This window comes from Pseudomonas sp. 15A4 (assembly GCF_016925575.1).
In the GTDB taxonomy this organism is placed as follows: domain Bacteria; phylum Pseudomonadota; class Gammaproteobacteria; order Pseudomonadales; family Pseudomonadaceae; genus Aquipseudomonas.
Window position 1 is genome coordinate 353,198 of sequence record NZ_CP068986.1, and the last position, 13,792, is coordinate 366,989.

Here is a 13,792-nt window from a genome sequence, read left to right on the forward strand (position 1 = left end):
TAGAATGAATTCACCTTATCTGTATGTAATTAGTTTGGCATATACCAGATTGAAACGCGAAGACAGCGTTTGCTGGGGCTTTTCGCTATTTCAAATTATTTTCGCACGGGGGCTTTACAGCTCTCAATCTCCTCCGTAAGATGCGCCCCACAACGACGGCACTGCCAAGTTGTAGTTGAAATCAAACGAAATATCGAATGAAATCAACGAACTGCCCAGATGGTGAAATTGGTAGACACGCCAGCTTCAGGTGCTGGTGACCGCAAGGTCGTGGAAGTTCGAGTCTTCTTCTGGGCACCAATTCAACGAAACCGAGCTTAGGCTCGGTTTTGTGCATTTTGCGGTTTGAAAAGTCAAGCGTTGTAAAAATATCCGTTAGCGTAGACCACATCTCGTGCTCTGCCCCTCGCTGCAAATGCATCCCCCGCCGTGCCTCCAACAAATTCAAAAATTCAGTTGCACTCCCGCGAAAAATCTAATTAAATCAGCGCCATGCCCAGATGGTGAAATTGGTAGACACGCCAGCTTCAGGTGCTGGTGACCGCAAGGTCGTGGAAGTTCGAGTCTTCTTCTGGGCACCAAACAAACAAAACCGAGCCAAGTGCTCGGTTTTTTGTTTTCCGGGGGCTGCAATAACCCCCATCCGTGAAGGTGACTAGGCGCGGAACTGCCCGAGGCTGGCCTTGAGCTGCGCGGCCAGCCTGTCCAGCGTCTTGCCGCTGGCGGTCGTCTCGACCACGGCCTGGGCAGCCTTCTCGGCTTGAGCGTGAATGACTTCTACACGCCCCCGCACCGCTTGCGCGCCCTGAGCCTGATGTTCTGCGGCCCGAGTGGCCAGACCAATCGCCGCATGAACCTGCTCGACAGACACCTGCACAGACTGCTGCAATCGCGCGCTGTCTTTCAGCACCGCAAGCCCTTCTTTGGCCTGACGCCCGGCGAGACCAATCGTCGCCACGGCCTCTCGCGCCCCGGACTGCAGCTTGGCGATGTGTTCCTGGATATCCCCCGTTGAGCTTTGCGTCTTGCTCGCCAACGCGCGCACCTCATCGGCGACAACGGCGAAACCTCGACCGGTCTCGCCGGCGCGCGCTGCTTCAATGGCAGCGTTGAGGGCAAGCAGGTTGGTTTGCTCGGCGATGCCATGGATCACTTCCAGCACCACTTCGATCTGCTGGCTTTGCTGCGCCAGCCGCTCGATGACCTGGGCACCCGTCTCCACCTGCCCGGCCAGCGCCTCGATCAAACTGCCCACCTGATTGGAGGTGCGGGTGTTTTCATCCGTTGCCTGGCGAATGTCCACGACCTGCCGCAATGCTGCCTGCATCGCCTGGCTCTCGGCCTGGGCCTCGTCTGCCATCTGTGCCAGCGCTTGAAGGCTGGCAGCCACCTCATCGCGCTGCAATTCGGCCGCAGCGCCGGCGCCCGCGTTGCGCTTGCTCATGGCGCCAATCTCGACGCCCGTCTGCTGCGCCACATCCCCCGCCTCTCGAACGATCGGCTGCAACTTGTCGACGAAGCGGTTTACGGCCGCAGCCATGTCGCCTATCTCATCGTTGCTGTTGAGTTTGACGCGCTTGGTCAAATCGCCTTCGCCTGCCGCCAGATCGTCCAGCGCACGGTTGAGCAACTGCAAGCGCAGTACAACGCGGCGCCCCAGCACGATGGCCAAGGCCACCAGCACGCCGAGCCCCACCAGAGACAGCCCGACACCGATTCTCCAGCGCAGCGTGGTCGCGGCCTCCTGGACAGCGGAGCTGGTATTGGTTGCCATCGCAGTAGCCGACGATTGCGCCGTTTGCAGACGCGAGCGCAACGCGGCAGAGCTCTCGGCCGCCGCGCCGCCCAGGCTTTCCGAAACCAACTGATCACCGCTGCCGATCAACGCAATAAAGCGCTTGTCCAGCGCTGCCAGATTCTCTTCCACAGAGGTGGTCGACACACCCATGCGGACTTTGCCGATCTCGACGCCATTGGGGCTGATCGATGCTTCTACGTAATACACAGATGGGTCTTTCTGCGCCGCGTTCAGGACCTTGTCCATGGCGCGCTCACCTTCGCCTTTCGCCAGCAGAGCTTTGATGGATTCGTTCTCGCGATTCAGATAACGCGTCAAGTGCTCGCCCTGAGCGTCGTCGTAGACCACGAACAGCACATTCGGATTGCGTTGCGCACGGCGCGCGAACTCCGACAGCGTCGGCGTATCGCCATCCCACATCGCCCGTGGCGCGACCGCAGCCAGCAGCTCGGCCATGTCCGTCGCTGAATCCTGAAGGTCCTTCTCCAGCGTCGCACGCAGTTGCTTCTGTTCATCTTTCAGACGCGTCGACAGGCCGGCGCTCAGGCGCTGACGTGTATTTTGCGAAAGACTGTCCAGACTAGACGTTACGTCGCGGCTCGCCTGCTCCAGCTCGCCGGTCAAGTGTTGCGAATCTACACTCAGCCGCGCTGCCAGCTCAGCCTCAAGCGCCGTGACGGTGCTCCGTGTGAGGGCGACGGCAACCAGCACTTGCACCAGAAGCGCGATACCAAGAGCAATGAATACGGGTCGCAGCAAGCGACTGCGTAGAAGAGAAGTAACAGCCGACACAGGAATTCCCCCACAACACACGCCATTAAAATGATGGCATCGTTTTATACGTGGAATCACAGCAAGGGTCGTGCCGCAGTGCCCGACAGTTTTCAGGGGCAAAACAAAGGGCCGCCGAGGCGACCCTTTGTTTGTGTTTCAACGACTTATCAATCGAACGGATGACGCAGAACGATCGTCTCGTTGCGGTCAGGCCCCGTCGAAATAATGTCGATCGGTGCGCCGACCAGTTCTTCAAGGCGCTTGATGTAAGCGCGAGCGTTGGCAGGCAGCTCTTCCAGGGTCTTGGCACCCAGGGTCGACTCGGACCAGCCCGGCACTTCTTCGTACACCGGCTCCAGGCCGATGTAGCTGTCGGCGTCGGTCGGGGCGTCGATCACTGCACCGTTCTCGTTCTTGTAGCCCACGCAGATGTTGATGGTCTCGAGACCGTCAAGCACGTCCAGCTTGGTCAGGCAGATGCCCGAGATGCTGTTGACGTCGATGGCGCGACGCAGGATAACGGCGTCGAACCAGCCACAGCGGCGCGCACGCCCGGTAGTTGCACCGAACTCGTGACCGCGCTTGGCCAGGAACGCGCCGACGTCGTCGAACAGCTCAGTCGGGAACGGACCCGAACCCACGCGAGTGGTGTAGGCCTTGGTGATGCCAAGGATGTAATCCAGGTACATCGGGCCCATGCCCGAACCAGTGGCGATGCCGCCCGCAGTGGTGTTCGAACTGGTGACGTACGGGTAGGTACCATGGTCGATGTCCAGCAGCGAACCCTGGGCACCTTCGAACATGATGTCTTTGCCGGCGCGACGCATTTCGTGCAGCGTGGCGGTCACGTCGAGCATCATCGGCTTGAGCAGCTCGGCGTATTCCATGCACTCATCGAGTGTCTTCTGGAAGTCGATCGCTGGCTCTTTGTAGTAATTGACCAGGACGAAGTTGTGGTAATCCAGCAGTTCGCCCAGCTTGGCGGCGAAGCGCTCGCGGTGGAACAGATCACCAATGCGCAGGCCACGACGCGCAACCTTGTCTTCGTAAGCCGGGCCGATGCCGCGACCGGTCGTGCCGATCTTGTGCTCGCCACGGGCTTTTTCGCGGGCCTGATCAAGGGCCACGTGATAGGACAGGATCAGTGGGCAGGACGGGCTGATGCGCAGACGCTCGCGCACCGGAATGCCCTTCTCTTCCAGCTTGGTGATTTCGCGCATCAGTGCATCAGGCGCGACGACCACACCGTTGCCGATCAGGCACTGCACGCCTTCGCGCAGGACGCCGGACGGAATCAGGTGCAGGACGGTTTTTTCGCCGTCGATCACCAGTGTGTGGCCAGCGTTGTGGCCACCTTGATAGCGCACTACCGCGGTTGCATGTTCGGTCAGCAGATCAACGATCTTGCCTTTGCCCTCATCACCCCATTGGGTGCCCAGGACTACGACATTCTTACCCATAACACTTGTCCTCATTCGCGCAAACTTGGTGCCGGCAGCGGCCGGCGGGGAAACTCAAGAGGCCAGCGGCATTACCTGCCAACGCTCGCCCTGCTGAATCAATTGCCGATCGCAGTCAGCGTCTTGCGCCGCTGAAACCGGTTGGCCTGGCAAGGCCTGAACCACACGCTGACCCTCTGCGCGCAGCTGACAGACCTTTTGCCACAGCGCTGCATCAGTGCTGTCCGGCATCCAGATACCGCCAGACGGTAGCTCGATCTGCGCCTGGCCGCGTGTCACCAGGGTTTTCAAATCGGTGGAAAACCCTGTCGCCGGGCGCGCGCGACCGAAGTCGGCACCAATGTCATCGTACCGACCGCCCTGGGCAATCGACTGACCAACACCCGGAACGAAAACCGCAAACACCACACCCGTGTGGTAGTGGTAGCCGCGCAGCTCACCAAGGTCAAAGTACAACGGTAGCTCAGGAAACCGGGCCGACAGACGTTCGGCGATTTCCAGCAGATCGTCCAGCGCTTCGATGACCGGCGCCGGCGCATTCGCCAGACGGTCGCGGGCCTGTGCCAGCACGGTACGGTCGCCACACAGATCCACCAGCGCGCGCAGCATGCTGGCCAGATCGGCCGGCAGACCTTCGGTCAAGGCTATGACCTCGTCGATGGCTTTGCGCTGCAGTGCATCAAACAGCTGTTGCTCGACTTCACCGGACAACCCGGCAGCGCGGGCAAGACCGCGGTAAATCCCGACGTGGCCAAGGTCCATATGGACGTCCGGCACATCAGCCAGTTGCAGCATTGCCAGCATGAGGCTGATGACTTCAACGTCGCTGCTTGGGCTTGCGTCGCCGTACAGCTCGGCGCCCAGCTGGATCGGGCTGCGCGAGGACGAAAGCGCACGCGGCTGGGCATGCAGCACGCTGCCAGCGTAGCAGAGACGACTTGGGCCTTCGCGACGCAGGGTGTGGGCGTCGATGCGGGCGACCTGCGGCGTGATGTCCGCGCGGAAACCCATCTGCCGCCCCGATTGCGGGTCGACCACTTTAAAGGTGCGCAGATCCAGATCCTGGCCCGCACCGGTGAGCAGTGATTCGAGGTATTCGATGTGCGGGGTCACGACAAACTCGTAGCCCCATCTCTGAAACAGATCCAGCACCTGACGACGCGCGACTTCAATGCGCGCAGCTTCCGGCGGCAGTACTTCTTCGATGCCATCCGGCAGCAGCCAGCGGTCAACCGTTGCCATTACGCCTTTCCCCTATGATCCGGGCGGCCGGCCCTTGGGCAAGCCTTGAGTGAAGCAGACAGCATTCTGCGGACGCAGTGCAAGGGAATGCCCCCTGCCCGATGCGCCGCACTATCGTGAACACCGTCCTCGAAAAAACTGCCGCGCACGGAACACGCCACGGCCAATCAATCGTGCAGACGCAAAAAAGCCGGGAATTTCCCGGCTGCCGCATCATACACACGTTTTGTCGCGCGATCACCCCGACGGGCTGTTTTGCCGCCCGGCGGAGTGGTCAGGTGCCGATGCGATTACGGCTTGGATTTTTGCAGGTAGCGGAAGAACTCGCTGCCTGGGTCCAGCACCATCACGTCGCTTTTGTTTGCGAAGCTTTCACGGTAGGCGCGCAGGCTACGGTAGAACGCGTAGAACTCCTGATCCTGACCGTAGGCCTTGGAGTAGATCGCAGACGCTTGAGCATCCCCATCACCGCGCGCCTCTTCAGACTCGCGATATGCTTCAGCCAACAGAACGCGACGCTGACGATCGGCGTCGGCACGGATGCCCTCCGCCAACTCGTTACCCTTGGCGCGGTGCTCACGGGCTTCACGCTCACGTTCGGTGCTCATGCGCTCGAACACGCTGCGGTTCACTTCCTTCGGCAGGTCGATGGCCTTGACCCGAACATCGACAACTTCGATGCCCAGCTCTTTGCCAGCCATGGTGTTCAGCGACGCAGTGATGTCAGCCATCAACGCGTCACGCTCACCCGAAACCACCTCGTGCAGCGTGCGCTTACCGAACTGGTCACGCAGACCGGACTCGAGACGACGGGAGAGACGCTCATCGGCGATTTGCTTCAGGCCTGATGTCGCGGTGTAGAAACGCTCAGCGTCCTTCACGCGCCACTTGGCATAGGCATCAACCATCACGGCTTTCTTTTCCAGCGTCAGGAAACGCTGAGTCGGCGCATCCAGGGTCATCAACCGACCATCGAACTTGCGCACCTGATTCACGTAGGGAATCTTCACATGCAGGCCCGGCGAAACATCCGCTTGAACCACGCGACCGAATTGCAGCAGCACCGCGCGCTCGGTCTGAGCGACGATGTAAAAGCTGTTCCATGCGACCACGGCCAACACGACGCAGACAATCAGGGCAACCAGAGATTTATTGCTCATCAACGAGTCTCCCTAGTGCGCGTGTCGCGTTGTTGTTGCATGTCCGCTGCCCGCGAGCCCGGATCTGCCGGTGCAGCGGCAGCGCCGCCAGTGGCAGACGAGCTGGAACCGTTACGGCTGCTATCAATCATTTTGTCCAACGGCAGGTAAAGAAGGTTGTTCTGACCTTTCTCGCCAGTCACGAGCACCTTGCTGGTGTTGCTGAAGACTTCCTGCATGGTGTCCAGGTACAGACGCTCACGCGTGACTTCCGGTGCCTTGCGGTACTCGGCAACCAGCTTGGTAAAGCGATCCGCTTCACCCTTGGCCCGAGAGACCACTTCGTCACGATAACCGTTGGCGTCTTCGACGATACGCTGAGCCTGACCGCGTGCTTCCGGGATCACACCGTTGGCGTATGTTTCAGCCTGGTTGCGTGAGCGCTGCTCGTCTTCACGGGCGCGGATCACGTCATCGAACGCTTCCTGAACTTCGCGCGGCGCCGCAGCGCTCTGCACGTTAACCTGAGTCACGGTGATACCGGTGCGATAGGTATCGAGGAAGCGCTGCAACCGCTCCTTGATTTCGCTGGCCATCAACTCACGACCTTCAGTCAGCACCTGATCCATGGCAGTCGAACCGACCACATGGCGCAAGGCACTTTCAGTTGCGTGCTGGAGGCTGACTTCAGGCTGATCAACGTTCAGCACGAAATCCTGCAGATTGGTGATCTTGTACTGCACGGTCAGTGGTACTTCGACGATGTTCTCGTCTTCGGTGAGCATCTGGCCCTGCTTGCTGTACGCACGTTCACGGGTCACGTTTTCGAGGTACTTGCGATCGAACGGCGGGAAGTAGATGTTCAGACCCGGCCCGACAGTTTCGTAGTACTTGCCGAAGCGCAGCACAACGGCCTGCTCCTGCTCGTCGACCACATAAATTGCGTTGTACAGCCAGATGGCGAGCAGCACGACCAGACCGACGCCTAGCAGGCCGAGGCCACCGCCCTTGCTCGATCCACCGCCGCTGCCGCCACCATCGCCACTGCGTTTTTACCACCACCGAACAACCCATTCAGGCTTTCCTGCAGCTTACGGAAGGCCTCGTCGAGATCCGGTGGCCCCTTGCGGTCGCCGCCCTTGCGCTTACCACCCCAAGGATCCTGATTATTCGAGTTGCCACCCGGCTCATTCCAAGCCATAGCGCTCTCCATCTGATAAAGCAAAGACGCGCCCACGGCGCGCCGACCAATGCTACAGAATGCCCGTCGAAGCGGTACAACCGCTTTGTCAGGCTTTTATTGCAAAGTGTGTTGCTCGATGAATTCCAGCGGCTGCAGTCCTTCGCGACTCACCAGGCGATTGAATTCAACTCGGGGTAACCGTACAGCCAGAAGACTCTGGCCTTCTTCGTCATGCTCTTCGCTCTGCACCGCACCCAGATTGAAAAACTGGGCACGCAACCGGGCGAACTCCTGCGTGAGGCGCAGCGTCCCCACAAAGAGGTCATTGCCCAACACTTCGGCGATGGCTTGCTTGAGCAAATCCAAACCGCGACCGTCACGGGCAGAGACCCAGACCCGTTGCGGCTTGCCATCGGCATCGCGTTGAATCTGCGGCTCAACCCCTTCGAGCAGATCGAGTTTGTTATACACCTCGAGCATCGGCAAGTCCTGGGCCCCAATCTCGCCCAGCACCACCATGACCTGCTCGATCTGCTCGAGGCGATCGGGCTCATGAGCGTCGATCACATGCAAGAGCAGATCGGAGTTGCTCGACTCTTCGAGCGTAGCCCGAAAGGCCTCGACCAGCTTGTGCGGCAAATGGCGGATGAAACCCACCGTGTCAGCCAGCACAATCGGCCCAAGGTCTTTGAGTTCAAGGCGGCGCAGGGTCGGGTCGAGGGTCGCGAAGAGCTGATCAGCCGCATAGACGTCGGAGTCGGTCACCGCATTGAACAGCGTTGACTTGCCGGCGTTGGTGTAGCCAACGATCGAAACCGTAGGGATGTCGGCGCGGGAGCGGCCACGACGGGCCTGGTCACGCTGACTGCGGACTTTTTCAAGCCGGCCCTTGATCTGACGCAAGCGTACCCGCAACAGGCGTCGGTCCGTTTCGAGCTGGGTTTCACCCGGACCGCGCAGACCTATACCGCCGCCCTGACGCTCAAGGTGAGTCCAGCCACGTACCAGCCGCGTACTCATGTGCTCAAGCTGGGCCAATTCGACCTGCAGCTTGCCTTCATGGGTGCGTGCCCGTTGGGCGAAGATGTCGAGAATCAGGCCCGTACGGTCAAGCACGCGACACTCGAAAACACGTTCGAGGTTACGTTCCTGACTGGGTGTAAGGACATGATTGAAGATGACGATATCTGACTTTTCGGTTTTGACCAGGTCGCGTAATTCCTCGACCTTGCCGCTGCCTACCAGATACTTGGCCGTTGGCCGATGCCTTGGCACGTTGACGAACGAGACAATGTCGGCGCCAGCCGACAGCGCCAGCTCCCTGAACTCCTGCGGATCTTCGCGCGCCTCAGGGTCCTGACCATCCAAGTGAACGAGGATCGCCCGCTCACCACCACTGTGGCGCTCAAAGAACAAAGCAGACTCCTATCAGGCGTTACCTGGCTCGGCGTCAGCCTGCTCGGATTCGGTAGCGCTAGGCAGACGAATCGGGCGGACGGGAACGACAGTCGAGATGGCGTGTTTGTAGACCATTTGGCTGACAGTGTTCTTCAGCAAAATAACGAACTGGTCAAAGGATTCGATAGTGCCTTGCAGCTTGATACCGTTTACCAGGTAGATCGAAACCCCAACCTTTTCTTTACGCAAAGTGTTCAGGTAAGGGTCTTGTAGCGAATGCCCTTTTGACATGTGCCGCACTCCTTTAAGGATCAATAGAATAAATTCGAAAACATTGGCTTGGGCCGCTACCCCCCGAAGGCTATCCCCCAAGGATAGACGGCTATTGCAAGGACTCAGCTCAATATGGAGACCGACCCCAGGTATTTCAAGGCGCGTGGCAGATTGTCGCAAGCCAGGCTGTCCAACCAGTGCAAATCCTGCCAGCTGCGCAACCAGGTGAACTGCCTCTTGGCCAGCTGGCGCGTGGCAATGATGCCGCGCTCCTGCATTTCATCCCGAGTCAGCCTGCCGTCCAGATGATCCCAGACCTGGCGATACCCTACAGCTCTTATAGACGGTAAATTCGAGTGCAGATCACCCCTCGAACGTAGCGCTACGACTTCTTCAACGAATCCTTCATCAAGCATTTGCCTGAAACGCACAGCAATTCGGTCGTGGAGCACCTTGCGATCCGTCGGTGCGATCGCGAGATTTGCGACAGTATAGGGCAATTGATGACGCCCCGAAGCGCTCGCTTGAGCACTTTGCGCACTTTGTTGTTCACGGTGCGCGGTCATGCTCATTCCGCTCACCCGAAAGACTTCCAGCGCGCGAACCAGCCGCTGAGGATCGTTGGGGTGAATTCTCGCTGCCGACACCGGATCGATGCTCGCGAGCTCATCATGCAGTGCCTGCCAACCCTGACTGGCCGCTTGTGCTTCAATTTGCGCCCGAACCTCAGCATCCGCCGCGGGCATGTCGGCCAGGCCTTCCAGTAGAGCCTTGAAATACAACATCGTGCCGCCCACCAGCAGGGGAATTTTTCCCCGGGCGGTAATTTCCGCCATGGCATGCAGGGCATCGGTTCGAAAATCGGCCGCAGAGTAGTTCTGGCTCGGGTCGAGGATATCGATGAGACGGTGCGGGTACGCGTCCAGCAGCGCCTTTGATGGCTTGGCGGTGCCGATGTCCATGCCCCGATAAACCAGCGCGGAATCCACACTGATCAGCTCACACGGCAGCACTTTGGTCAGCTCGATGGCGAGATCGGTTTTCCCGGCGGCGGTGGGCCCCATCAGAAAGATGGCCGGAGGAAGCGCACTCATCAGCGACCGCGCAGGAACAGTTTGTCCAGATCATCCAGACCCAGCTGGGTCCAGGTGGGACGTCCGTGGTTGCATTGACCGCTGCGTTCAGTGTTTTCCATGTCACGCAGCAGGCCGTTCATTTCCGGAATGGCGAGCCGGCGATTGGCGCGAATCGCGCCATGGCACGCCATGGTACCGAGCAGTTCATTCATGTGCGCCTGGACGCGATCGCTGGTGCCGTACTCCATCAGATCGCCCAGCACATCGTGCACCAGTCGATTCGCCTCAGCCTGCTTGAGCAGTGCAGGTATCTGCCGTATCGCGAGCGTCTCTGGCCCCAGGCGCTGTAATTCGAAGCCCAGTTGCTGGAACGTCGTCATATGCTCTTCGGCGCAGTCGGCCTCACGCTGGCTGACCGCGATGGACTCCGGCACCAGCAGCGGCTGACCGCTCAGGCCTTCGCTGGCCATGGCGATCTTCAAACGTTCGTACATGATCCGCTCATGGGCGGCGTGCATGTCCACCAGCACCAGGCCGTGGGCGTTTTCCGCGAGGATATAAATGCCCTTGAGCTGAGCGAGGGCATAACCCAGCGGCGGCACATCGCCTTGGGAGTCGGGCAACGCGACGCTGCCTGCGCCCGCCGGAGACTGCGCGCCGGGCAGCGGGGCAAAGAATTCGGTGTAAGCGGCACGCGCCTCTTCAGCCGGAAGCACCGACGACGGCCGCGGCGTGTATTGATATTGGTAACCCGCACCACTGCCAGAGCCGGGCGCAGATCCTGCGGGCGGACTCCAGGTCTGACCTTGCGGCGTTTCCAGCACGTTGTTGGCCAGACGCATTTCGCCCTGGGGCCCGAACTCGCCGGCATCCGGGCCAGTTGGGCGCACCAGCGCGGTGACCGATGTGGTGCCAGCGAGCTGATCTTCAGGTCGCACATCACCGAGGGCCCGATGCAGGGTACCGTAGAGAAAATCGTGCACCATGCGTCCGTCGCGGAACCGAACTTCGTGCTTGGTCGGATGGACGTTAACGTCGACGACCGCCGGATCGACTTCAAAAAACAGCACGAAGGTCGGATGTCGGCCGTTGAACAGCACGTCGCGGTAAGCCTGACGCACCGCGTGGGCAACCAGCTTGTCGCGCACCGCACGGCCGTTGACGAAGAAATACTGCAAATCGGCCTGGCTGCGCGAGAACGTCGGCAGTCCCACCCACCCCCACAACCTCAACCCGTTGCGCTCGACCTCGATCGGCAGCGCCTGCTCTAGAAAACCGGGCCCGCAAATGGCCGACACCCTTCTCGCGCGCGAAACGTCGTCGCGAGCTTCGTGCAGGCTCAGGACGGTCTTGCCGTTGTGGCGCAAATGAAAGGCCACGTCGAAACGCGCCAGCGCCATGCGCTTGATCACTTCCTGGAGATGATCGAACTCGGTTTTCTCGGCTTTGAGAAACTTGCGTCGCGCCGGGGTGTTGAAAAACAGGTCGCGGACTTCCACGGAGGTGCCGACCGGGTGCGCAGCGGGCTGAACCCGAGAAGCCATGTCGCGGCCTTCGGTCTCGACCTGCCACGCCTGATCAGCGTCGCGTGTGCGCGATGTCAGGGTCAAACGGGCCACCGAGCTAATCGACGCCAGCGCCTCGCCCCGAAAGCCAAGGCTCATGACGCGCTCAAGGTCTTCCAGATCGCGGATCTTGCTGGTGGCATGTCGGGCCAGCGCCAGGGGCAGGTCATCCGAAGAAATGCCGCCGCCGTCGTCGCGAACACGTAGCAGCTTGATGCCGGCCTGTTCAACGTCGACATCGATGCGACGCGCGCCGGAATCAAGGCTGTTCTCGAGCAGCTCCTTGATCACCGACGCAGGCCGTTCGACGACCTCGCCCGCTGCAATCTGGTTGGCAAGCCGCGGGCTCAACAGCTGGATACGCGCGGCTTCTGCCGCAGGTATATCGGAGATTACGCTGACATCCAGTTCCTGATCACCGAGCAACAGGTCGGTCACGGCTCACCTGCCAGTTCTGCGCTGGGGATTCTCAATTGCTGGCCGACTTTCAATTCGTCAGAGCTTAGATGATTGGCTGTACGCAGCATTGGCATGGTCATGTCGTAGCGCGCCGCGATCATGCTGAGCGATTCGCCGGGCCGGACCGTGTGCTCGCGGGCGCCCATGGCCAGCTTGCCGTTGTCCCGTAACCAGGCGATGTAGGTGCCTTGGGGCGGATTCTGCTGGAAGAACTGCTTCACGCCCGCGGTGATGGAGCGCGCCAATGCCTGCTGGTGACTTGCGCCTTCCAGCTTGTTCGCTTCGGCCGCGTTGGAGATAAAACCGGTCTCAACCAGAATCGAAGGAATATCCGGCGACTTCAGCACCATAAAGCCCGCCTGCTCGACGCGAGACTTGTGCAGCGAGGTCACGCGGCCGATGTTGGTCAGCACCTTCTGACCGACGTTCAGGCTTGAGGTCAGCGACGCAGTCATCGACAGATCAAGCAGCACGCCAGCGAGCATGCGGTCCTTGTCATCGAGGCTCACGGCCCCGGCGCCACCGATCAAGTCGGAACGGTTTTCACTGTCCGCCAGCCAGCGTGCTGTCTCCGAGGTTGCGCCGCGCTCGGACAAGGCAAACACAGAAGCCCCGAAGGCCGCCGATGAAGGCGCGGCGTCGGCGTGAATGGAGACGAATAGATCAGCGCCCTTGGCGCGCGCGATTTCCGTGCGCTTACGCAGTGGGATGAAGTAATCGCCGGTACGGGTCAATTCAGCGCGATAGCCCTTCTCGCCGTTGATCTGGCGCTGCAGCTCCTTGGCAATCGCGAGCACGACGTTCTTTTCTTTCTCACCACGGCCGCCGGACGCGCCCGGGTCTTCACCGCCGTGACCGGCATCAATAACGACGACGATGTCGCGCTTGCCGTTTGGCACAGGGGTGAGTTTGATCTCAGGCTTGGACGGGCTGATCGGCACCACCGCCGGCGTCGCAGGCGCGGCGGTGGCCGGGGTATCAGCAACAGACGGCGGCGGATTGGCATCGGCGGCATTGTCGTACAGGTCGACCACCAGACGGTTGCCGTATTGCTGGTTCGGCGCGAGGGTGAAGCTCTTGGGCGTCACCGCCTTTTTCAGGTCGATGACCACGCGCAGGTCGTCAGGCGTGCGTTGCGCCGAGCGCATGCTGGTGATCGGCGTGTTGGCCGTCGGCACATTCAATGCGCCGCCCAGGGTAGCGCCGTTGATGTCGATGACCAGACGATCAGGGGACTGCAGCGTGAAGACACTGTGCTGAACGGGGCCAGACAGGTCGAAAACCAGTCGAGTGTTATCCGGAGCACGCCATAAGCGGACACTTCGTACCTGTGAAGCGGCCAACGCGTCGACAGCCAGTGTCGCCAGCAGCAGTCCAATCACAGTAACCAGCGCGCGCATGCGCATACCAAACCCCATATCTATT

The 13,792-nt window shown here is 60.3% G+C and carries 9 protein-coding genes, 2 tRNA genes and 1 pseudogene; 2 read left to right on the top strand and 10 right to left on the bottom strand.

Features of this window, described 5'->3' with window-relative positions; all coding sequences use genetic code 11:
- Positions 1-213: 213 nt before the first annotated feature.
- Positions 214-300 (top strand) — tRNA-Leu (locus JN403_RS01610).
- 194 nt (positions 301-494) lie between these two features.
- Positions 495-581 (top strand) — tRNA-Leu (locus JN403_RS01615).
- Positions 582-655: 74 nt separating this feature from the next.
- On the opposite strand, the gene JN403_RS01620 is transcribed toward JN403_RS01615, so the two are convergent.
- The 10 genes and pseudogenes from JN403_RS01620 to JN403_RS01665 form a co-directional block, all read right to left on the bottom strand.
- Entirely contained in the window at positions 656-2,590 is a 1,935-nt protein-coding gene (locus JN403_RS01620; protein WP_172610538.1) for a methyl-accepting chemotaxis protein, read from the bottom strand.
- 149 nt (positions 2,591-2,739) lie between these two features.
- A complete protein-coding gene (locus JN403_RS01625) occupies positions 2,740-4,032 on the bottom strand; it encodes an adenylosuccinate synthase (RefSeq protein WP_122533816.1) in 1,293 nt (430 codons plus the stop codon).
- Between the two features lie 54 nt (positions 4,033-4,086).
- Complete coding sequence (locus tag JN403_RS01630) at positions 4,087-5,274, bottom strand: ATP phosphoribosyltransferase regulatory subunit (RefSeq protein WP_205484908.1); 1,188 nt, start codon at positions 5,272-5,274, stop codon at positions 4,087-4,089.
- A gap of 290 nt (positions 5,275-5,564) precedes the next feature.
- Positions 5,565-6,434, bottom strand: coding sequence for a protease modulator HflC (gene hflC, locus JN403_RS01635; protein WP_122533818.1), 870 nt, complete (start codon positions 6,432-6,434; stop codon positions 5,565-5,567).
- A pseudogene (gene hflK / locus JN403_RS01640) lies at positions 6,434-7,614 on the bottom strand (FtsH protease activity modulator HflK). Before hflK ends, hflC begins: the two are co-directional and overlap by 1 nt.
- Before the next feature lie 96 nt (positions 7,615-7,710).
- Positions 7,711-9,012, bottom strand: a complete 1,302-nt coding sequence (hflX, locus tag JN403_RS01645; protein WP_172610535.1) for a ribosome rescue GTPase HflX — start codon at positions 9,010-9,012, stop codon at positions 7,711-7,713.
- A 12-nt stretch (positions 9,013-9,024) separates the two neighbouring features.
- Positions 9,025-9,285, bottom strand: coding sequence for an RNA chaperone Hfq (gene hfq / locus JN403_RS01650; RefSeq protein WP_019691505.1), 261 nt, complete (start codon positions 9,283-9,285; stop codon positions 9,025-9,027).
- Between the two features lie 104 nt (positions 9,286-9,389).
- Positions 9,390-10,361 carry a tRNA (adenosine(37)-N6)-dimethylallyltransferase MiaA gene (miaA, locus tag JN403_RS01655; RefSeq protein WP_205484909.1) on the bottom strand — a complete coding sequence of 324 codons (972 nt, stop codon included), beginning with the start codon at positions 10,359-10,361 and terminating at the stop codon, positions 9,390-9,392.
- Positions 10,361-12,292, bottom strand: coding sequence for a DNA mismatch repair endonuclease MutL (gene mutL, locus JN403_RS01660; RefSeq protein ID WP_205487204.1), 1,932 nt, complete (start codon positions 12,290-12,292; stop codon positions 10,361-10,363). Before mutL ends, miaA begins: the two co-directional genes overlap by 1 nt.
- A 50-nt stretch (positions 12,293-12,342) precedes the next feature.
- Positions 12,343-13,785: an N-acetylmuramoyl-L-alanine amidase gene (locus JN403_RS01665; protein WP_205484910.1), complete on the bottom strand. Its 1,443-nt coding sequence runs from the start codon at positions 13,783-13,785 to the stop codon at positions 12,343-12,345.
- Positions 13,786-13,792: the final 7 nt, after the last annotated feature.

Bases quoted from the DNA above. Each gene is read 5' to 3' on its own strand.
- JN403_RS01625 (WP_122533816.1), bottom strand. From the start codon at position 4,032: ATGGGTAAGAATGTCGTAGTCCTGGGCACCCAATGGGGTGATGAGGGC.
- JN403_RS01630 (WP_205484908.1), bottom strand. From the start codon at position 5,274: ATGGCAACGGTTGACCGCTGGCTGCTGCCGGATGGCATCGAAGAAGTA.
- hflC (WP_122533818.1), bottom strand. From the start codon at position 6,434: ATGAGCAATAAATCTCTGGTTGCCCTGATTGTCTGCGTCGTGTTGGCC.
- hfq (WP_019691505.1), bottom strand. From the start codon at position 9,285: ATGTCAAAAGGGCATTCGCTACAAGACCCTTACCTGAACACTTTGCGT.
- miaA (WP_205484909.1), bottom strand. From the start codon at position 10,361: ATGAGTGCGCTTCCTCCGGCCATCTTTCTGATGGGGCCCACCGCCGCC.
- JN403_RS01665 (WP_205484910.1), bottom strand. From the start codon at position 13,785: ATGGGGTTTGGTATGCGCATGCGCGCGCTGGTTACTGTGATTGGACTG.